The organism is Cellulomonas sp. P5_C6 (assembly GCF_054049635.1).
Genome location: NZ_JBFULZ010000036.1, coordinates 1 through 19,480 on the forward strand (window position 1 = coordinate 1; position 19,480 = coordinate 19,480).

The following is a 19,480-nucleotide window of genomic DNA, read 5'->3' on the forward strand; positions in this document are numbered from 1 at the left end:
ATCCGGTACCGCGGCGCGGGGCTCGTGGCGCTGTCCGTCGCCAAGACGCACTGCAGCCTGCACCTCATGAGCCCGCCGCTGGCCCGGTCGCTCGCCGGGACGCTGGACGAGGGGAAGCTCTCGGGCGCGACGCTGCAGTTCGACGCGGCGACGCCGCTGTCGGAGGAGACCCTGCGACTGATCGCGACGCGGCGCATGGCCGAGGTCGACGCCCGCCTCGACGCCTGAGCGCGTCAGACGATTCCGCGACGGCTGCCGTCGATCCCCGACGACACCGTCGTCCCCGCCCACAGGTCCGGGTTCGTGCAGCCCTCGGCGCAGTGCATGCCGCACGTCGGGCAGACCCAGAGCGTGTGGTGCCGGTCGACCGTGCACCCGCAGGTGACGAACCGTTCCGACGGGCGACCCGGACCGTTCGTCGTCCACCGATGGCCCGCCGGGCAGCTCGCAGGCGGCACCCGCACCCAGCCGCGTGGCGTGCGCTGCCACTTCGACCAGTCGATGTCGCGGACCATCGAACAAGTGTACGAAGCAATTGCCGACGGCACGTCGCCGTCGGTGCGTTTGTGCTGGTCAGGGGCGAATGTCAGTGGTCGGTCGTACAGTTGTTCTATGCCCGGATCGGGCGGTTCGGGCAACCGGAGGTGGCGCGATGACGGCGGTGATCGAGGACGTTCTGTCCGAGCTCTTCCCGGCCGACGACCGTGTCGGTGCACGCACCGCGCCGCCAGGAGACGCCCGCAGCTCGCGTCGTCGCCCCAACTCCGCCGCTGCGGCAACCGCCACCGCCCCGGCGACCGCGCCGGCTCCGTCGCGCCCGAGCCTCGACACGCTCATTGACACCCCTGCTGCGCCTGCCACGTCGCCCACCGCCCCGACCGGCGGTGCGCGCGTGGCTGCAGCGTCATCGGGCTCGGCCACCCCAGCGCCCGCGCCAGGGTCTGCGCCCGGGTTGGTGTGGGCGGATTCGGGTCATGGTGCCCGGCTTGGCGTGGCACCCGCGCCGGATCGTGGCGCGCGGGTGATCGACCTGGCCGACGTCGAGGCGTACCCGCTACCGGATGTCCGGCTGGAGGACCTGGTCGCGATGCTGACCGCGGTCCCCGTCGCCGACGTCTCCGGAGCCGCGCTGGTCAACGCGGTCGCACTGTCCCAGCAGGCGCTGAACATGCTGCAGGCCGTGCAGGCGAGGTTCGTGCGCGAGCTTGAGGCACGCACCCCGGACCCGTTGCGGCACGTCCCCGACGAGCTGGCATGCGCCCTGGTCTGCACCCGGCGGTCCGCGGAGATGCTGTTCCTACGCGCCTGGGGCACCGCCCAGCACCCCGCCCTGGCGGATGCGTGGGCGTGCGGGGCGATCGAGGCCCGCAAGATCGACGTGATCCTGGACGAGGTCGCCAAGGGCGGTACCGGTCTGGACCCGGACGCGGTGCGGGCCGTGGTCGGCGACGCCCTCGAGCGCGCCGCCGAGTTGACCGCGCCGCAGCTGACCCGGCACGTGCGCGCGACCCTGATCGCCCTCAACCCCGACCAGGTCGAACAGCGGCGGGTCGCTGAACGGGACCGCCGCGGCGTCGAGCTGGTGCTGGCGCCGGATGCGATGGCCCGCCTGATTGCCTACCTGCCGGCGGCGGAGGCCACGGCGGCGTTCACCGCGATCGACGCCTTGGCCGGCCACGCCGCCCTGGACGGCGACACCCGGACCGTGGATCAGCGCCGGGCGGACGCGTTCAGTGACGTGTTCACCGCCATCCTGGACCGCCAGACCACCCCCGACGGCACACCGCTGCCGCGTAAGCATGGGCAGAGGGTCGCGGTGCAGCTGTCTGTCGCCGCGACCACGCTCATGGGTCTGGATGACGCCCCAGGGTTCCTCGGCTCCTATGGTCCGGTCCCGGCGCAGGTCGCCCGCGAGCTCGCCCAGGACGGCACCTGGCGACGCGTCCTGACCGACACCACCGGACAGGTCTGCGCCGTCGGCACCCAGACCTACCGGCCGGGGGCGGACCTGACCCGGACCGTGCAAGCCCGGGACGTGACCTGCACCTTCCCCGGCTGCCGACAACCCGCCACCCGCTGCGAACTCGACCACCGCACCCCCTACGACCACCACCGCGGCCCGCATGAACAGGCGCACGCACCGGGCGACCAACTCCAGAGCGATCCACACGAGCCGCAGACCTGTGAGGCGAACCTGCACGCGTTGTGCAAACACCACCACCAAGCCAAGACCGAAGGCTGGTGGAACGTCACCTACAACCCCGCCACCGGCGTCTCCACCTGGACCGACCGACACGGCCTGACCTACGCCCGCCACCCCGCCCGCATCCACACCACCCCCGACCTCCTCACCCACCAACCCCCACCACCCACACCCGTCCCACTCGGCGACCCACCCTTCTGACCCGACCAACCAGCCGACAGGGAGGATGGAGCCGTGGACGAGAACGACGCGCGGAGGTCAGCGCTCGCGCTGCCCGAGGTGTCGGAGCGGCAGAGCTGGGGCCGAGCCGCGTGGTTCCATCGCAACCTGGTCGCGAGGATGTGGGACGACGACCGTCTGACGGTGCGCGTCGAGGACGACGGGGAGCGGCTCGCGCTGGTGGAGCAGGAGCCGGACCTGTACTCGACGACCGATCACCACGCCGGGACCAACCTCGTGCTGATCACCCTCGACGTCGTCGACCCTGCGACCCTGAGCGCGCACCTCGGCGAGTCGTGGTGGTGGGCGGCTCCCCCCGTGCTGCGCCGGCGGTACGCGGACCTCGGGCCGCCGATCGGGCCGGACGGGGCCTGACAGGTCGGACGGTGCCTGACGGGTCCGGACGGGTCAGCTGCCGGTCGGGCGCGGGCCGTACATGATCAGGGCGACGCCGAGCAGGCAGACGAGCGCGCCGGCGATGTCCCAGCGGTCGGGCTTGAAGTCGTCGGCGACCATCCCCCACGCCAACGAGCCGACTACGAAGACCCCGCCGTAGGCCGCGAGGATGCGACCGAAGTGGGCGTCGGGCTGCAGGGTCGCCACGAAGCCGTACAGCCCCAGCGCGACGACCCCCGCGCCGATCCAGGCCCAGCCGCGGTGCTCGCGGACGCCCTGCCAGATGAGCCACGCACCGCCGATCTCGAGGAACGCGGCGGCGACGAACAGCACGATCGACCTGGTGACGGTCATCGGTCCTCCTGGCAGCTCGGGTGGCCGAAAACTACCCCGTGACCAGGTCCGGGGTGCGCGCGGCTGCGCGAGCGGCGAATCTCGGCAGCACCTCCTCGCCCACCCGGTACGCCTCCTCGACGTGCGGCCAGCCGGACAGGATGAACTCGTCGAACCCGACGGCGGCGAGCTCGTGCAGACGGTCGGCGATCTCGTCGTGGCTGCCGACCAGGGCGGTCCCGGCCCCCTCGCGGAGCAGGCCGATGCCGGCCCAGAGGTTGGGGGCGACCTGCTGCTCGCGGGCCTCGAGTCCGAGCCCGCGGGTCAGCTCGGTCATCCGCGCCTGACCGACGGACTCCATCGTCCCGAAGCGCGCCTGAGCGGCCTCGCGGGCGTCGAGGTCCATCCCGGCGAGCAGGCGGTCGGCCTCGGCCCACGCCTCGTCGGCCGTGTCCCGCGCGATGACATGGAGGCGGACGCCGAACCGCGGGGTACGTCCGAGGAGCGCAGCGGCAGCCCGCACGCGGGTGAGCCGCTCGACCAGCGCCGGGACGGGCTCGCCCCAGGCCRGGTAGACGTCGGCGTACCGGGCGGCGACCGCCTCGGCCGCGGGCGAGGCTCCGCCGAAGTAGACGGGAGGCCGGGGCGCCTCGAGCGACGGGAAACCGCCGCCGACGACGTCGTAGTGCGGGCCGTGGTGGTCGAGCGGCGTCGGGCCCCACAGCCCGCGGAACACTGACAGGAACTCGCCGGTCCGGGTGTAGCGCTCGTCGTGGCTCAGGGTGTCGCCGTACGCGCGCTGCTCGGCCGGGTCGCCGCCCGTGACGATGTTGACCGCGAGCCGCCCGCCGGACAGCCGCTGGAAGCTCGCGGCCTGCKGGGCGGCGAGCGTCGGCAGCAGGAACCCGGGGCGGAACGCGACGAGGAACCGCAGCCGCTCGGTGAGCGGCAGGAGGGCCGCCGTGGTGATCCACGCGTCCTCGCAGGCCGCGCCGGTCGGTGTCAGCACGGCGTCGAACCCGGACTGCTCGGCCGCGCGCGCGATCTGCCCGAGGTAGGCGAGCGACGCCGGCCGGGTCAGCACCCGCTTCGCGACGCCCGCGGCGGCCACGACGTTCGCGACGTGCCGGCCGTCGCCGTTGGTCGGGAGGAACCAGTGGAAGGAGCTCATGTCAGCCTGTCTCGGGGGTCGGCAGGTGGGGCGTCCGGAGTGTGCGAACCGCGGGCCCGACGAGCAAGGCTGGGCGTCGGTCGTCTCACGGGCCGGATGCCGGACCGGTCGCGCAGCGCGACGGCACCGGGCGACGACGCACGAGCGGGCCGGCGGGCGCCTAGGGTCGGAGCAGGCGACGACGGAACTGAGGCATCTCATGGGCGGCACCGAGCCGGGCTGGGTCCGGCACGCGATCTGGTGGCACGTCTACCCGCTGGGCGCGGTCGGGTCGTACCCGGCGCAGCCCGCGCCGGGGCCTGACGAGCACCGCCTGCGCCGGCTGGTCGCGTGGCTCGACCACGTCGTCGCGCTGGGCGCCTCGGGCGTCGCGCTCGGGCCGGTGTTCGCGTCGAGCACCCACGGGTACGACACCGTCGACCACCTGCGAATTGACCCGCGCCTGGGCGACGACGAGGACTTCGACGAGCTCGTCGCGCGGGCTCACGACCGCGGCCTGAAGGTCCTGCTGGACGGGGTCTTCAACCACGTCGGGCGGGACTCGGCGATCGCGCGCCGGTCGGTCGACGCGCTCGAGGGCCGGTCCGACGACGAGGTCTGGCTGGCGCGGGACGCCGACGGCGGCTTCGTCGGCTTCGAGGGCCACGACGCCCTGGTCACGCTGGACCACGGGCACCCGAGCGTCGTCGACTACGTCGTCCGCGTGATGACCCACTGGCTCGCCCGGGGCGCGGACGGCTGGCGGCTCGACGCGGCCTACGCGGTGCCGACGACCTTCTGGGCGCAGGTGCTCCCCCGCGTCCGCGCCGAGCACCCCGAGGCGTGGTTCGTCGCGGAGGTCATCCACGGCGACTACCCCGCGTTCGTGCAGGACTCGACCGTCGACTCGCTCACGCAGTACGAGCTGTGGAAGGCGGTCTGGAGCTCCCTGAACGAGAAGAACCTCTGGGAGCTGGCCTGGTCGCTGACCCGGCACGACGAGTTCCTCGAGACGTTCGCGCCCCAGACGTTCGTCGGCAACCACGACACGACGCGCATCGCGAGCATGGTCGAGGACGCCCGCCACCGGCCCCACGCGGTCGTCGTCCTCTGCACGGTCGGCGGCACGCCCACGGTCTACGCGGGTGACGAGCTCGGCTTCACGGGCGTGAAGGAGGAGCGCGAGGGTGGCGACGACGCCGTCCGGCCGGAGCTCGCGGCGGACGGCCCGGGCCTCGGCGAGAACGCGGTCCTGCGGCTGCACCAGGACCTCATCGGACTGCGACGTCGGCACCCGTGGCTGCACCGGGCGCGCACCACCCAGGTCACGCTGACCAACACGACGTTCGTGTACGAGGTCCGCGACGGCGACGACGCGCTCGTCGTCGCGCTGAACCTCGACGACCAGCCGCTCGCCCGGCCGGCGGGCGAGGTGCTGGCCTGCGACGACGAGTCGCGCCAGAGGGACGACGTCGCGCCGCACGGATGGGCGGTCGTCCGACCGCAGTGAGGACGCGAGGAGGGCGGCGTACCGGTACCCAGCCGGCACACCGCCCTCCTCTTCCTCACCGCACCCCCGGCGGCGGTCCTGCTACCAGGGCGACGGCGCCGGCGGCGCGATCACCGGCGGGCGGTCGTCGCAGGTGATGGTGTTCGGCAGCTCCCACGGCGCGAACCAGGGGCCGGTGGTGCCCCCGCCGTCATTGCCGCCGAGGTCGACGGACGACCACTCGGACCCGGCCGGCGTGAAGTGGAACGTCCCGCAGTTGTTGATGCCGACGGCACCGACGTTGCGCGCGTCCACGTTCTCGAAGGTGGCCGACCCGGCGGCCCGCGCACTGAGCACCGAGGTGCCGGTCCCGTCGACGCGGATGTCCTTGAAGTGGACGTTGGTCACCGAGTAGAGGTCCTTCACCGGCCAGTCGGCGACGACCATGATCGCGTTGTAGGTGTTGTCGAGGAAGTGGTCGCCGACCACCTGGACGTCGGCGTCGATGGACTTCTCGAGCGCGTAGAACCAGATCGCCCCGAGCCCGATGTTCCAGTTGAGCTCGAACGTGCCGGCGCGGACGGTCGTGTTGTCGGTGATCCAGAGGTGACCGGTGAACGCCTCGGCGCCGAACCGGGACCCGACCTGGATGCCGCTGCCCTCGCGGAGCGGGTCGGCGATCAGGTTGCCGACGACCGTGTTGTCGGTGCCGCCGTAGATGGCGACGCCGTTGGCGAGCGTCGGTGTCTGGACCGTGTTGTGGTCGAACGTGTTGCCGGAGTTGGTGGTGTGCTCCGCCCACATCGCGAGCCCGTCGTCGCCGGTGTTCCGCACGACGTTGTTCGAGGCGGACGAGTGGGTGACGCCCGTGTGGAAGTTCAGGCCGTCGGCGATCTGGTCGACGATGACGCTGTTCTTCACGACGAGGTTGTTCATCGGGCCGTCCACCCACACGCCGACCTTGGTGTGCTGGATGTAGAGGCCGTCGATCGTCGAGTCGCTCAGGGCGCCGCCGATCCCGTTGACCTGGTCGGTGTCGATGCGCTCCCGCACGTCGCCCTGGATGGCGAACCCGGACAGGTGCACGTTGTGGCTGCCGCCGACCGACGCGTCCTTGCCGTAGAACCCGACGCCGGTGTGCACGGAGCCGTCGGGGGCGGGCGACGCGAGGGCGACCTCGTGGCCCTTGATGATCGTGTACCAGGACCCCGCGCCCTCGATCGTCACGTCGTCGACGACGATGTGCCGGTTCACCTGGTAGACGCCCGGGGGCACGTAGACGGGCAGGTGCTTGGCCTTGCCGTACGCGATCGCCTTGTCGAACGCGTCGGCCGAGTCCTTCTTCCCGAACGGGTCGGCGCCGAACAGCAGCACGTTCGCGGCCTTGAGCCGGACGTGCGGCAGGCCGACCGCCTCGGAGTCGAGCAGGTCGATGACGGTCCAGGCGGCCGCGGTGCCGACGGGCGCCGTCAGACGGACCTTGGCGCCCGCGGGGTAGGTGCGGCCGAGGAGGAGTCGCTGCTCGTCGTAGAAGTGCATCGGCCGGAACGGCGTCGTGACGGTGGGGGTCGGCGTGGTCGCCGCCGGCACGCAGCCGCACTCGGTGATCCACCAGTCCGGGTGGAGCAGCCCGGCGTTCGGGTCGTTGCTGAACGGGTACTGGTTGTAGAGGTAGGAGTACTGCGAGGTCAGCGTCACGGACCGCTTGCCGGTTCCGTCGACCGTGACGTCGAGCGGTGCCGTGATGCCGCCGCCCGTGGCGGAGTCGGGGAGCGAGTACCGGACCGTGAGCGCGTTCGCGGCCTTCGGCAGCGTGAACTCGACGTACTGGCCCGGCTGCAGCTTCACCGCCGAGCGGCCCGACGCCTCCGCGGGCAGGGTGTACGGCGTCCGGTCGGGACCGATGATGCTGCCGGTGGTCGCGGCCTTCTCCGCCTCCTGCTCGAGGAAGCCGACGGCGGCCCCGCGGCCGGAGACCAGCGACGGGTCGAGGGCGGCCCTCGTGACGGGGGTCGGCGTCGGTGCCGGGGTCCCTCCGTGCGCCGAGGCCGCGCCCGCGGTGCCGACGACGACGCCCAGCGCGACGGCGAGCGTGAGGGCCGAGACGAGAGGACGGGCGGACCGTCGTGATGCAGGCCGGATGACTGTGTTCCTCACGGGAGCGCCTCCTTGCGCAGCCGGGACGGCGCCGGGGTGACACAAGTGGCCCGACGCCGCATGGACGGGACACACCGTACGTAGTGGACAAACAGGTAGACAAGATCGAATCGGATAAAGCAAGAACTTACGTGTGATGACGCAAAACACGACTGATGAAGAAGCACCCACACCCTGGAAGCGCAGCAGGAAGCCGAAGCAACGACCCGGACGGAGCAACGCGGGCTCCACGGGGACACGGAGGAGGCTCACGCGTCGAGGTGCGTGACCTCGTCCCACACGGCGGCCCACGACCCCCGYGGGCCGTCGCACACCTGCACGAGCCCGCCCTGCTCCTCGTTGTCCACGTCGAGTCCGTCGTCGATCGTCGCCACCGTCCGGCAGCCGACCGCCCAGCCGGGCGGCCCGTCGTACCCGACCAGCACGAACGGGCCGGCGTCCCCGGCCGGCGGACCCCAGGCGGCGTACCCGTTGTGCCCGCTGAACACCGGCACGTCGGACCCGTACCACTCGAGCGCGCCGGCCTCGCCGTAGTTCCCGGTCACGACGAGCGCGGCGCCGCTGTCGTCGACCGCGCCCGACACCGTCGCCACGAGGGCCGGCCAGCCGATCATCTCGCTCTGGTCGTCGTTGAGGTCCGCGTAGAACGACTGCCCGAACGCCTGCGCCGGCAGCAGCGGCAGGGCGGTCGGCCACGCGACCAGCGCGCTGAGCCCCAGGACGACCCCGGCGACGACGAGCCCGCGGCGGTCCCGACGCTCCTCGAGCCCGCACGCGCCCGCCGCCAGGAGCACGGGCACCGCGCCCACCACGTAGTACGCCTTGCCGCCGGTGAGGGCGAAGACCACCAGCAGCACGAGGAACGCCCAGGCCAACGGCCTCGCCCGGGCCAGCGACGGCACCCGCAGCAGCCGGACCAGGCCGTAGATCCAGAGGATCGCGGCCACCGGGGAGAACTGGACGAGCAGCAGCCCGACGAACTCGAGGCGCGGGCCGATCCCGGAGTACTCGTCGCGGATGTCGGCGGCCAGGGTCAGCTGCGGCCACCCGTGCGCCGCCTGCCAGAGCAGGTTCGGCAGCCAGATCAGCAGCGCGAGCGCGGCGCCGCCCCAGGCCCACGGCGAGCGCAGGTGGTGCCGGACCTCAGGGGTGAGCGCGATGCCGACCACGATCCCGACCAGCAGGAACGCGACCAGGTTCTTGTCCAGCAGCGCGACCCCGGCCAGCAGCCCGACCACCAGCCAGCCGCGGGGCTGGTCGCGGGAGAGCGTGCGCAGGACGACGTAGACGATCGCGACCCAGAAGAGGGTGTCGATCGTGGTGGTCGACAGGATGTGGCCGAGCGTCACGACGACGACCCCGGTGCCGGTGGCGACGACCGTGAGCAGCTGCGCACCGGTCCGGCCCCCGAGCTCCCTGGCGGTCAGCGCGGCGAGCACGACGACGCCGGCCGCCGCGAGCGCGCTGGGCAGGTGGAGCGCCACGAGCGAGCCGGGGGCGGCGAGGTCCGCGAGGTGCGCGATCAGCGGGGTCAGCGGCGGCTGGTCCGGGTACCCCCACGCGAGCCGGCGCCCGGCGGCGAGGAAGTAGAGCTCGTCCCGGTGCGGGCCGTACCGCCCGGACAGCGCGACGAGCACCGCGAGCAGGACGCCCGCGGCCCCGAGCACCCCGGGCCAGGCCACAGCCGGGAGTGCGCCGCGACGCCGGCCGACGTCGGCGACGACCACCCGGCGAGCGTAGCGAAGGGCTACTGCAGCACCGAGACCTCGGCCGAGGCGTTCGACCAGCCCAGCAGGAGGCCCTGGAACATCTGCACGTCCGTGACGCCCTTCGGGTACGGGATGCTGCCCACCTCGTCGCCGGTCTCGAAGTCGTAGGCGAGGAGCCGGCCCCCGTCAGCGACGCCCGACGACGACGTGGTCGGCACCAGCACGTGCCGACCGTCGGTGGCCAGCGAGCCGCCCAGCCCGAGGGTCGCCGCCGTCTCCCAGTCGACGTGCCCCGTGCGGCCGTCGACCGCGACGAGCGAGCTCGCCGTGCTCAGGTACACGCGACCGCGGACGACGAGCGCGCCGTACCCGGGCTGGATGTCGGCGGTCCAGCGTTCGTGCCCGCTCTCGCGGTCCCACGCGTGCAGCTCCCCCAGGGCCGTGAGGACCAGGCCCGGGACGCTGCCGTCGTCGACGGTCGTCTCCAGCAGCCGCCCGTCGAGGACCCGGTCGCCGGCCGGGTCGCCGTCGGCGCTCAGGAGCGTCGTCGTCTCCGCGTCGCCGGAGCTCCCGTAGTCGGTCATGACGAGGTCGCCGGTCACGGGGTCGACGCCGTAGCCGCCCCCGCCGTCGACCGTKCTCAGGCCGCCGCGGACGACGTCGCCCGCCGGCGACAGGAGCGTGAGTGCGGGTCCGTCGGCGAACGCGAGGACGTCGCCCGCGGTGAAGAAGGACCAGAAGTGCTCGGTCGTCGCGTCGACGACCGCATCGGGGTCGACGACGAGCGGCTCCGTGTGACGCCACCGCTCGGCCCCGGTGCGCGCGTCGTGCGCGACGATCTCGACCCCCCGCTCGGCGTCGCGGTGCCCGACGACCACGAGCCCGGCGAGCACGGCGAGCTGCGTGTCCTGCTCGACCGGCCACTGCACCACGACGTGGCCGTCGTGGGTGTCGAGCACCATCACGCGGGTGCTCGTGGCCGCGACCAGCTCCTGGGCGCCGTCGTCGGCGATCCGCAGGAAGCCGTCGGTGGCCAGGCACGCGGCGAACGTCGACACCTCCCCCGCGGGCGAGCCCGCCACGCACGTCCCGCCGTAGGACGTGCTCGCGGGCATCACGCGCCCCCGGACGGGGCCCACCAGCGGCGTGGACCACACGGTCTCGCCGGTGCGCGGGTCGACGGCCGTGAACGCCTGCGAGCCGTCGTCGGCGAGCACCAGGCTCGCCGACCCCTCGGGGGTCTCGATGCCGCCGAACAGGGAGCCGGCCTCGTCCTGCGAGATGGTCCGGACGATCGAGAGCCGGTCCCCGAGCGGCGGCACCACGCCCGGCACGGCGGCGAGCCGGGCGACGGCGACGGCCTCGCGGTGGTCGACGACGCCCTGCACCGCGGCCAGGCTGACCACCACCACGGCCGCGGCGCCGGCGGCCCACCAGCGCCAGCGGCGACCCCCGCCGGCGACGTCGTCGGTCGGTTCCTCGCGGGCGGCACCGTCCACCAGCTCGACCGGCTGCATCCCCGCGCCGCGCGTCATCGCCGTCAGCCCAGGACCACGAGGCGGCTGTCGTCGCCCCAGCCGAGCAGCAGGTGTCCCACCGCGATGCTGGAGCGCAGACCGTCGGGGAACGGGACCCGCCACACGTCGTGCCCGTCGTCGAGCGCGAGCGCCACCAGCTCGCTGCGCGGCCCGCCGACCACCGGCTGGTCCGCGACCACCAGGTTCTGCCCGTCGGTGACCAGGAAGCCGGGGACGTTCCCCTCGGTCGTCGACCCGCGCCAGGCCACCTCGCCCGTCCGCCCGTCGAGCGCGACGACCCCCGACTGCGTGCTCAGGTACACCCGACCCCCCAGCACCATGGCGTTCACCGACGCGACGACGTCCGACTTCCACCGGGCGTCCCCCGTGACGGCGTCCCACGCACGCAGCGAGGAGTCGGACGTGAGGACCAGGTCCGGCAGGCTGCCGTCGTCGACCGAGAGCGGGAGCAGGCCGCCCGGCAGCTCGACGTCGGCACGGCCCACCTGCACCAGGGTCGAGCGCAGCGCCCCGGAGCCGGTGCTCGACAGCAGGGCGAGGCGGTGGTCCACGGGGTCGACCACGACGTCGGCGTCGCCGGGCCGGCTCGCGCGCAGCAGCCGGCCCGACGGGGACAGGAGCGCCGCCGTCCAGCCCGGGACCGAGACCGCGACGACGCCGTCGGCCCCGAACAGCCGGGCGTCCCCGGCGAACGAGCGGCGGTCGGCACCGGGCACGGGCGGGCTGTACCGCCACAGGACCGCGCCGGTCAGCAGGTCGCGGCCCGCCACCCCGGTGTCCGGGCTGCTCACCACGGCGATCCCCGGCAGCACGGCCAGCGCGGTGGCCCCCGGCGCCGACGTGTCTGCGACGACCTGCCCGTCCGCCGTGCTCAGCACCACCACCCGGGTGCTCGTCGCCGGCTTGCGGGTCTCGACGCCCTCGTCCCCCACCTGCACGAAGCCGTCGCTCACCAGGCAGGCGGCCTGCCGGGGTTCCGCGGAGCCGTCCGGCACGGCGACGCACATGCCCGCCGCCGTGCGGTCGAGCGACCGGGCCCGGACGGGGTCCGGTCCGAGCAGCGGCGTCGAGAACCGCTGCCGACCCGTGCGCTGATCGACGCCGACGAACGCCTGCGAGCCGTCGGCGGCCAGGGCCAGCCCGAGCACGGCCCCGTGGGCGGCGATGCCCTGCAGGATCACGGCCTCCGTCGAGGCGTCGGGCCGCCACAGCACGCCGACGTCCGCGCCGACCGGTCGCACGACGCCCGGCGTCGCCAGCAGGCGTTCCTGCGCCGCCCGCTCCCGGGTGTCGAGCACCGACTGGGTCACCGCCAGGGCGCCGACCAGCAGGGCGACTCCGCCGACTGCACCCCACCAGAGCCCGCGCCGCCGGGCAGGGGGCAGCGCGACGGGTTCGGGGAGGGCCACCGCCTCGTCCAGCTCGACGGGCTGCATCGCGCCGCGCGCCATGGCCGCACGCTAACCCCGCCCGGCGGCACGGGCGCGTCCGGAGCGGGTGAGACTCACGGGCTGCCCAGCACCGCCGGCGGGCGGCGCGACGGCGGCGTCGTCGTCGTCGAGGAGCTCGACCTGCTCCACGTGACGCCGCGGTCCCATCCCGCGACGGTACTCGCGGGGTTGCTACCCGAGCAGCCTGGCCTGGAGGTACGCCCGCTCGGCATCGTTCGTCGTCCGCGTGAGCGCCTCGCGGTAGGAGTCGGCGGCCTCGTCGGCGCGGCCCTGGCGACGCAGCAGGTCGGCCCGGACCGCCGCGACCAGGGGGTGGTCGTCGGCCGTGGCGAGGGCGTCGAGACCCGCCTGCGGACCGTGGACCATGGCGACGGCCACGGCCCGGTTGGCCTGCACGGCCGGCGACGGGAGCAGCGCGACGAGCTCGTCGTACAGCCGCAGGATCCGCGGCCAGTCGGTCCCGTCGGCCGTCTCGGCGGTCGCATGGCACGCCGCGATCATCGCCTGCAGCTGGTACGGACCGACGCGCTCCGGCCGCAGCGCCCGCCGCAGCTCGGCCAGGCCGGTCTCGATCGCCTCCGAGTCCCACGCCGACCGGTCCTGCTCCTCGAGCGGCACCAGCACCCCGTCGGCGTCCGTGCGGGCGGCGGCGCGCGCGTGCTGGAGCAGCAGGAGGGCGTGCAGCCCGGCGGCCTCCGGGTCGTCGGGGTCGAGTGCCGTCAGCAGCCGCGCGAGGTCGACCGCCTCGTGACAGAGGTCGACGCGGACCAGGTGCGGCCCCGCGGTCGCCGCGTACCCCTCGGTGAACACCAGGTACAGCACGGCCAGCACCGCCGGGGTCCGCTCGGGCAGCTGGGCGGCCGACGGCACCCGGTACGGGATGCCCGCGACGGCGATCTTGTGCTTGGTCCGGACCAGCCGCTTGGCCATCGTGGCCTCGGGCACCCCGAACAGCCGCGCGATCTCGGCCGTCGTGAGCCCGCAGAGGGTCCGCAGCGCCAGCTCGACCCTCGACGACAGCGCGAGGGCCGGGTGGCAGGCCGTGAACAGCAGCCGGAGGCGTTCGTCGGCGATCCCGCTGTCCATCGCGTCGAGGTCCGGCGCGTCCACGTCCGGGTCGACGGGCTCCTCGACGAGGGCGCGGAGCTTCTCCGCGCCGACGCGCTCCCGCCGGATCCGGTCGATCGCGCGGTGGCGGGCCGTCGTGGTGAGCCACGCGCGCGGCACGTCGGGGATGCCGTCGCGCCGCCACGTCTGCAGCGCCGTGGCGAACGCGTCCTGCGTGCACTCCTCGGCCAGGTCCCAGTCGCCGGTCAGCCGGATGAGCGTCGCGACGAGCCGCCCCCAGTCCCGCGCGAACGTGTCCGCGAGGACGCGCTCGACGTCGTCGGGCATGGTCAGTGCACCCGCACGGGCCGGACCTCGACCTGCCCGAACGCCGCCGCCGGGTGGGCGGCTGCGATCGCGACGGCCTCGTCCAGGTCCGCGCAGTCGACGAGCGCGAGCCCGCCCACCTGCTCGCGGCCCTCGGCGAACGGGCCGTCGGTCAGCAGGAGCTCCCCGTCCCGCCGGCGCACGGTGGTCGCCGTGCCGCTCTCGTGCAGCCCGACGTGGGCCCGCAGGACGCCGCGCCGCTCGAGGTCGGAGATCCACGCGTCGAACGAGCCGGGCGCGCCGTCCCGCATGCGGGCCTGCGCGGCCTCCTCGTCGGCGCTGATGAGCAACAGGTACTCCATGACGGTTCCTTCCGTGGTGAGGGTTCTCGCCCTGGACGAACGGGCCGCACCACGAAGGACAGTGTCCATCGGCGGCTCCCTTCTTCGTCCTAGGGGTGACCCACCACCGAAGGAGAACCATGCAGACCCTCGACTCGGCCGACGGCACCACGATCGCCTACGAGCGCGCCGGCGACGGCCCCCCGATCGTGTTCGCCACCGGCGCGTTCAACGACCACACCACCTGCGCGGAGCTGGCCGCCCTCCTTGCCGACGACCACACCGTGCTCACCTACGACCGCCGCGCGCGCGGCCGCAGCGGGGACACCGCGCCGTACGCGATCGAGCGGGAGATCGAGGACCTCGCCGCGCTGGTCGACCTGGTCGGCGGGAGCGCCGCGGTCTTCGGCTTCTCCTCCGGGGGCAACCTCGCCCTCGCCGCCGCGGCCGCGGGCGTCCCGGTCACGCACCTCGCGCTGTACGAGGCACCGTTCGCCCTCGGCGGCATGCCCGCCCGGCCCGCGGACCTGCCCGGCCGGCTCACCGACCTGATGGCGGAGCACCGACCCGACGACGCCGTCGCGCTCTTCCAGACCGAGGGCGTCGGCATCCCCGCGCCGATGGTCGAGCAGTTCCGCGCCTCGCCGGGCTGGCCGTCGCTCGTCGCGATCGCGCAGAGCACGGTCTACGACGCGACGATCACGTCGACCCTCGGCGTCCCGACCCCGGCGATGGCCGACGTCCCGGTGCCCACCGTCGTGATCACGGGCGCCGAGACCTGGCCGGGCCTGCCGGAGTCCGCGGCCGCGCTGGCCGCCCTGCTCCCGCACGCCCGCCACGTCGTCGTCCCCGGGGGCGCGAACCACGGCATCCCGGCGGAGGCCACCGCGGTGGTCGTGCGCGAGCTGCTGCGCTGATCACCAGCGGTGCGCGACGTCCACCACCAGCCGCGACGACGTGCCYGGCCCGGCGAGCGTGAACACGCGGAACGGCAACCGMGCCCGCACGCCCAGCCCGACGCTGGTGTACCCCTCGAAGGTGCCCGCGAAGACCACCTGCCGGAACGTCCGGTACCCGGTCACGTTCCGCAGCTCGAGCGGGTTCGCCGGCGCGAAGGTGTAGCCCGGGTCGTTCACCGTGATCTCGAGGGCGGCGCCGCCGCGGGTCGGGATCACCGCACCCGAGCCGTCCTGCGTCACCTGCGGCACGTACCGCGCGGTGTACCCGCCGACGCCGCCGGCCACGTCGATCACCAGCCGGTCGTAGCAGGTGTGCCGCCCGGTCCGGACGTCGACCACGGGCGCCTGCGACAGCCCCGGCGCCGACTTCTCCAGCGAGCCCCAGACCAGGCCGCAGTAGGGCGCCGCCGTGGCCGACGACGCCGGGACCAGCAGGAACGCGCCCACCAGCAGCACGATCGACCAGAATGCACGCCTCATCGCACGACCTCCTCGTCGCGCGGGCATCGCCGACGGATGTCCGATCCTCCAGGTTACGTCCGTGGAGCCATGACATAACGGGTGATTTCGGGCTGCACTAGATCTCCGGGACGCACACCCCGCGGCCGAGGGCGGCGAGCCCGGTCAGGTCGCCCGATCCCAGCTCTGTGACACCCTGCTGCGCCTCGGGGTACATGATCTGGGTCGCGTCCTCGACGTGCTGGAGCCCGACCAGGTGCCCGAGCTCGTGCAGGACGATCGATCCCGCCACGGCGTCACCGCCGGGCTCGGACATGACCTCGGTGAGCTGCGGTCCGTCCAGCGTCACTGCGCCCGTCACGTACACCTTGCCGCGCCCGTCGACACTCATCGGCATGCTGCCACCGACGCCTGCCACATACCCCGCCAGATCGGCCGTCTCGTCCGGCGACGACCAGCTGACCAGCACCGGCACCCACCGATCGCCGTACCGGTCCTCTTGGTAGAACTGTCGCGTCGCCGAGGGCCGCTCGTCGGTCGGCCCGTCGTCGACGAACCGGAGCCCGGTGGCGAGCGAGATGCGCGCGACGGCGTCGGCCACGAGCGCAGCACCGTTGGCCGGTGCGCCGTCCGGCCGCGTCACGTAGTGGATCGGCCGGCACGGGTCGTAGGCGACCGGCGTCCCGCCGTCGACCTGGGTCGCGACGAAGGCGAACGACGTCCCGGTGACACCCGAGGCCGCCGGAGAACCCAGGGGGCTCGCAGCCTCCTCGCGCCCCGGCGTCGGGAGTCCGGGGACACGAGCGGGGGGAGCGCCGGAGATGCCCAGAGCCACGAGCGCCTGAGTCGGCCCGCCGACCTGCACCACCCACGACGCGATCACGAGGGCGACCACGAGGACCGCGGCCGCGGCGGACCCGCGTCCCGTCGATGCCCGGCCGGCGTCGTGGACGGCTCTCGACCGCCGCCGATCACGCCTGCGGCGTCCCGCCCTGGGAGCAGTCCCCTCGAGGACGGGCGGCCCCGATCGCCAGACGTCGCGCTGCTGGGGCACCCGCCCCGCTGCCTCGTCGATCACCCACTGCGGCACGCGGCCGGTCGGAGATCGGGGAAGGTCGTCCGGAGCCTGACGGACTCCCGTGCGTTCGTGGTCCAACGACACCCCTCGTCTCGGGGGCCCGTCGACGGGCCCCCGAGCCCATCGGCAGGTGACAGGGGCAACTGAAGCCCGGGCGGAGAGAAGCCCGGCCGCCGGGGAGAGGACCGGCGGCCGGGCTCGGGTGATCGGGCTACTTCAGCCCGTTGGACAGCGCGGTCATGAGCTCGCCGTTCGTGGTGTCGCCGGACAGCTCCCAGGCGAACGCGCCGCCCAGGCCCTTGCTCGTGGCCCACGCCATCTTGCTGGTGAGGGTGGCCGGGGTGTCGTAGCTCCACCACTCCGAGCCGCACGTGGCGTAGGCGGTGCCGCCGACGGTGCCCGTGGCCGGGCACTTGGTCTTGAGCACCTTGTAGTCCTCGATGCCGGCCTCGTAGGTGCCGGGCGCGGCGCCCGTCGCCGAACCGCCGGGCGCGGTCTGCGTGACCCCGGTCCAGCCGCGGCCGTAGAAGCCGACGCCCAGCAGGATCTTGTTCGCCGGGACGCCCTTGCCGATCAGCTTGTTGATCGCGTCCTCGGCGTCGAAGCCCTGCTGCGGGATGCCCGCGTAGGACGTCAGGGGCGAGTGCGGCGCGGTCGGGCCGGTCGGGTTGAACGCGCCGAAGTAGTCGTACGTCATCGGCATGATCCAGTCGAGCTTCTGCGCCCCGCCGGCGTAGTCGGCGAGGTCGATCTTGCCGCCGGCCGAGTCGTCGGCGGTGATCGCCGCCGTGACCAGCCTGCTGCTGCCGAACTTGGCGCGGAGCGCGGAGACGACGGTGTTGAACGCGGCCGGGCCGCTGGAGTCGCACTGCAGGCCGCAGGCGTTCGGGTACTCCCAGTCGACGTCGATGCCGTCGAAGACGCCGGCCCACCGCGGGTCGTTGACCAGGTTGTAGCAGGAGGTGGCGAACGCCGTCGGGTTGGCCGCGGCCTGCGTGAAGCCGGCCGACCAGGTCCAGCCGCCGAACGACCAGACCACCTTGAGGCCGGGGTGCATGGCCTTGAGCTTCTTGAGCTGGTTGAAGTTGCCGCGCAGCGGCTGGTCCCACGTGTCGGCGACGCCGTCGACGGAGTCCGCCGCGGTGTACGCCTTGTCGTAGTCGGCGTACGAGTCACCGATCGAGCACTGCCCGTTGGAGGTGTTGCCGAACGCGTAGACGATCGTGCTCAGCTTCGCCGCTGCGCCGCTCGTCTCGATGTTCTTGACGTGGTAGCTGCGGCCGTACACGCCCCACTCGGTGAAGTAGGCGACGACCTTCTTGCCGCCCGGCGGCGGGGGCGTGGTCGTCGTCGGGGTCGGCGTGGGAGTGGGGGTCGGCGTGCTGGTGGGCGTGCTGGTCGGGCTGCTGGTGGGCGTGCTGGTCGGGGTGCCCCCGGTACAGGCGACGCCGTTGATGCTGCACGCCGTCGGCGTCGCGAACGGACCCGTGGCGATGTAGCCCCACGTCTGCGAGCCGCCGGGTGCGAGGTTGGCGGCCCAGCTCTTGTTCACGGCCTTGTAGTGGTTGCCGGTCCTCGTGACGTCGGCGTCCCACGAGCTGCTGACCGTGTCGCCGGCCGGCAGGTCGAACTCGAGGGTCCAGGCGGCCACGGCGGCGGTCCCCGAGTTGGTGACCTTGACGTTGACCTGGTGGCCGGTGCCCCAGTCTCCGGCGGACGTGAACGTCGCCGAGATCGTGCCCGCGGCGAACGCCGGCTGGGTCACCACCATCGCGGCGACCAGGGCCGCCAGCGCTGCCAGGACGGTGGCCACCAGCGCGGGACGTCGTCGTCCCCCGAGCCTCTGAGCGGAGTGTCGTGCGAGAGCCATCGTGGGTCCCCTGTTCATCGTCGGAGCGTCGAATATGTAAGGAGTGTGTACTAATGGTTCACCACGGACGCTAACAAGAGTCACAGGGTGGAGTCAATGGCCGCGGGTCGCTCGTGACAGCGTCGGCAAGAATGTGACATTCTCGGAATGCGCTCGCCGGCGCACCGCGAATCGCCGCTCGTTGGTGCACTCGATAGGACCGGCTGGCGGCGAGTCTTTGCAGGTGAGAGCCCGAACGACCGATCGGTCGCCGCCGGGCCGCCCATCGCGGCGCCGACCAAGAATGCCGAGTGCCGCCTGCGTCCAGCCGCATTTCTCGCAGGGCTGAGGAATGTCCGGCATGCCGCGCGAACCCGGCGAGGTTGAGAGGAGAGCGGGTGTCCGTGCGACGGAGGCGGCTGCTCCTTCCGGGTGGAGCGTGCGCGTGTCGCTCGGCATCCGTGGCGGGAGGCGCGCACGATGGACGACAACCGGAGCGAAGGGGCGACGGACATGACGGTCGTCGATCAGCAGCACCGCCAGCACGAGGTCGATCCCGCGCTGGAGGAGCGGGTACGGCGCGAGCTCGCGGGTGCCCCGTGGTTCCGGCTCGCGGCGGCCACCAGCCGGGCGCACCACGAGTACGACGAGGCCCTGCGCCGGCACGACGAGGCCGCCGCTCAGCTGGCCCGCGACCGGCACACGGTGCTCGAGCGCCTGCTCGCCGACGAGGCGGCCCACCGGCACCACGGCTGACCAGGGCGGCGACCGGTCG

18 protein-coding genes are annotated in these 19,480 nt (G+C 73.4%); 6 read left to right on the forward strand and 12 right to left on the reverse strand.

Translation table 11 applies throughout. The features are described from left to right. On the forward strand, positions 1 to 228 hold a 228-nt coding region (locus tag ACXJKG_RS06245; protein ID WP_456844887.1), incomplete at its 5' end, for a hypothetical protein. Between the two features lie 5 nt (positions 229 to 233). Here ACXJKG_RS06245 and ACXJKG_RS06250 read toward each other — a convergent pair. Further along, a complete protein-coding gene (locus tag ACXJKG_RS06250) occupies positions 234 to 515 on the reverse strand; it encodes a hypothetical protein (RefSeq protein ID WP_456844888.1) in 282 nt (93 codons plus the stop codon). A gap of 506 nt (positions 516 to 1,021) precedes the next feature. Here ACXJKG_RS06250 and ACXJKG_RS06255 point away from each other — a divergent pair. Continuing rightward, positions 1,022 to 2,404, forward strand: coding sequence for a DUF222 domain-containing protein (locus ACXJKG_RS06255; RefSeq protein WP_456844889.1), 1,383 nt, complete (start codon positions 1,022 to 1,024; stop codon positions 2,402 to 2,404). Positions 2,405 to 2,437: 33 nt separating this feature from the next. Further along, positions 2,438 to 2,797, forward strand: coding sequence for an MmcQ/YjbR family DNA-binding protein (locus ACXJKG_RS06260; RefSeq protein ID WP_456844890.1), 360 nt, complete (start codon positions 2,438 to 2,440; stop codon positions 2,795 to 2,797). A 33-nt stretch (positions 2,798 to 2,830) separates the two neighbouring features. On the opposite strand, the gene ACXJKG_RS06265 is transcribed toward ACXJKG_RS06260, so the two are convergent. Then, positions 2,831 to 3,172 carry a YnfA family protein gene (locus ACXJKG_RS06265; RefSeq protein WP_456844891.1) on the reverse strand — a complete coding sequence of 114 codons (342 nt, stop codon included), beginning with the start codon at positions 3,170 to 3,172 and terminating at the stop codon, positions 2,831 to 2,833. A 31-nt stretch (positions 3,173 to 3,203) separates the two neighbouring features. Further along, on the reverse strand, positions 3,204 to 4,322 hold the full coding sequence (locus ACXJKG_RS06270) for an LLM class flavin-dependent oxidoreductase (protein WP_456844892.1): 1,119 nt from the start codon (positions 4,320 to 4,322) through the stop codon (positions 3,204 to 3,206). A 199-nt stretch (positions 4,323 to 4,521) separates the two neighbouring features. Here ACXJKG_RS06270 and ACXJKG_RS06275 point away from each other — a divergent pair, with 199 nt between their 5' ends. Beyond that, a complete protein-coding gene (locus ACXJKG_RS06275) occupies positions 4,522 to 5,811 on the forward strand; it encodes an alpha-amylase family glycosyl hydrolase (RefSeq protein WP_456844893.1) in 1,290 nt (429 codons plus the stop codon). 81 nt (positions 5,812 to 5,892) lie between these two features. On the opposite strand, the gene ACXJKG_RS06280 is transcribed toward ACXJKG_RS06275, so the two are convergent. The 6 genes from ACXJKG_RS06280 to ACXJKG_RS06305 all read right to left on the reverse strand — a co-directional run bounded on the left by ACXJKG_RS06280 (position 5,893) and on the right by ACXJKG_RS06305 (position 14,381). Then, the gene (locus ACXJKG_RS06280; protein WP_456844894.1) at positions 5,893 to 7,947 is read right to left on the reverse strand and encodes a glycosyl hydrolase family 28-related protein; all 2,055 of its coding nucleotides are present in this window, start codon (positions 7,945 to 7,947) and stop codon (positions 5,893 to 5,895) included. Between the two features lie 248 nt (positions 7,948 to 8,195). Beyond that, a complete protein-coding gene (locus tag ACXJKG_RS06285; protein ID WP_456844895.1) occupies positions 8,196 to 9,674 on the reverse strand; it encodes a glycosyltransferase family 39 protein in 1,479 nt (492 codons plus the stop codon). Positions 9,675 to 9,694: 20 nt separating this feature from the next. Further along, positions 9,695 to 11,191 carry an outer membrane protein assembly factor BamB family protein gene (locus ACXJKG_RS06290; protein ID WP_456844896.1) on the reverse strand — a complete coding sequence of 499 codons (1,497 nt, stop codon included), beginning with the start codon at positions 11,189 to 11,191 and terminating at the stop codon, positions 9,695 to 9,697. A 5-nt stretch (positions 11,192 to 11,196) separates the two neighbouring features. Further along, positions 11,197 to 12,645 (reverse strand): outer membrane protein assembly factor BamB family protein, encoded by a 1,449-nt coding sequence (locus ACXJKG_RS06295; RefSeq protein WP_456844897.1) that lies wholly within the window; start codon positions 12,643 to 12,645, stop codon positions 11,197 to 11,199. Positions 12,646 to 12,816: 171 nt separating this feature from the next. After that, on the reverse strand, positions 12,817 to 14,040 hold the full coding sequence (locus ACXJKG_RS06300) for an RNA polymerase sigma factor (protein ID WP_456844898.1): 1,224 nt from the start codon (positions 14,038 to 14,040) through the stop codon (positions 12,817 to 12,819). A 2-nt stretch (positions 14,041 to 14,042) separates the two neighbouring features. After that, positions 14,043 to 14,381 carry a YciI family protein gene (locus ACXJKG_RS06305; RefSeq protein ID WP_456844899.1) on the reverse strand — a complete coding sequence of 113 codons (339 nt, stop codon included), beginning with the start codon at positions 14,379 to 14,381 and terminating at the stop codon, positions 14,043 to 14,045. Between the two features lie 119 nt (positions 14,382 to 14,500). On the opposite strand from ACXJKG_RS06305, the gene ACXJKG_RS06310 reads away from it, so the two are divergent. Then, positions 14,501 to 15,277, forward strand: a complete 777-nt coding sequence (locus tag ACXJKG_RS06310) for an alpha/beta fold hydrolase (RefSeq protein ID WP_456844900.1) — start codon at positions 14,501 to 14,503, stop codon at positions 15,275 to 15,277. Here the strand turns inward: ACXJKG_RS06310 and ACXJKG_RS06315 are convergent, their stop codons facing one another. The 3 genes from ACXJKG_RS06315 to ACXJKG_RS06325 form a co-directional block, all read right to left on the reverse strand. Continuing rightward, positions 15,278 to 15,799: an AMIN-like domain-containing (lipo)protein gene (locus ACXJKG_RS06315; protein ID WP_456844901.1), complete on the reverse strand. Its 522-nt coding sequence runs from the start codon at positions 15,797 to 15,799 to the stop codon at positions 15,278 to 15,280. Positions 15,800 to 15,896: 97 nt separating this feature from the next. Continuing rightward, entirely contained in the window at positions 15,897 to 16,661 is a 765-nt protein-coding gene (locus ACXJKG_RS06320; protein ID WP_456844902.1) for a matrixin family metalloprotease, read from the reverse strand. 406 nt (positions 16,662 to 17,067) lie between these two features. After that, the gene (locus tag ACXJKG_RS06325; RefSeq protein WP_456844903.1) at positions 17,068 to 18,726 is read right to left on the reverse strand and encodes a glycosyl hydrolase family 18 protein; all 1,659 of its coding nucleotides are present in this window, start codon (positions 18,724 to 18,726) and stop codon (positions 17,068 to 17,070) included. Between the two features lie 492 nt (positions 18,727 to 19,218). On the opposite strand from ACXJKG_RS06325, the gene ACXJKG_RS06330 reads away from it, so the two are divergent. Further along, a complete protein-coding gene (locus tag ACXJKG_RS06330) occupies positions 19,219 to 19,461 on the forward strand; it encodes a hypothetical protein (RefSeq protein ID WP_456844904.1) in 243 nt (80 codons plus the stop codon). Positions 19,462 to 19,480: the final 19 nt, after the last annotated feature.

Bases quoted from the DNA above. Each gene is read 5' to 3' on its own strand.
- ACXJKG_RS06250 (WP_456844888.1), bottom strand. From the start codon at position 515: ATGGTCCGCGACATCGACTGGTCGAAGTGGCAGCGCACGCCACGCGGC.
- ACXJKG_RS06265 (WP_456844891.1), bottom strand. From the start codon at position 3,172: ATGACCGTCACCAGGTCGATCGTGCTGTTCGTCGCCGCCGCGTTCCTC.
- ACXJKG_RS06275 (WP_456844893.1), top strand. From the start codon at position 4,522: ATGGGCGGCACCGAGCCGGGCTGGGTCCGGCACGCGATCTGGTGGCAC.
- ACXJKG_RS06295 (WP_456844897.1), bottom strand. From the start codon at position 12,645: ATGGCGCGCGGCGCGATGCAGCCCGTCGAGCTGGACGAGGCGGTGGCC.
- ACXJKG_RS06300 (WP_456844898.1), bottom strand. From the start codon at position 14,040: ATGCCCGACGACGTCGAGCGCGTCCTCGCGGACACGTTCGCGCGGGAC.
- ACXJKG_RS06305 (WP_456844899.1), bottom strand. From the start codon at position 14,381: ATGGAGTACCTGTTGCTCATCAGCGCCGACGAGGAGGCCGCGCAGGCC.
- ACXJKG_RS06310 (WP_456844900.1), top strand. From the start codon at position 14,501: ATGCAGACCCTCGACTCGGCCGACGGCACCACGATCGCCTACGAGCGC.
- ACXJKG_RS06325 (WP_456844903.1), bottom strand. From the start codon at position 18,726: ATGGCTCTCGCACGACACTCCGCTCAGAGGCTCGGGGGACGACGACGT.
- ACXJKG_RS06330 (WP_456844904.1), top strand. From the start codon at position 19,219: ATGACGGTCGTCGATCAGCAGCACCGCCAGCACGAGGTCGATCCCGCG.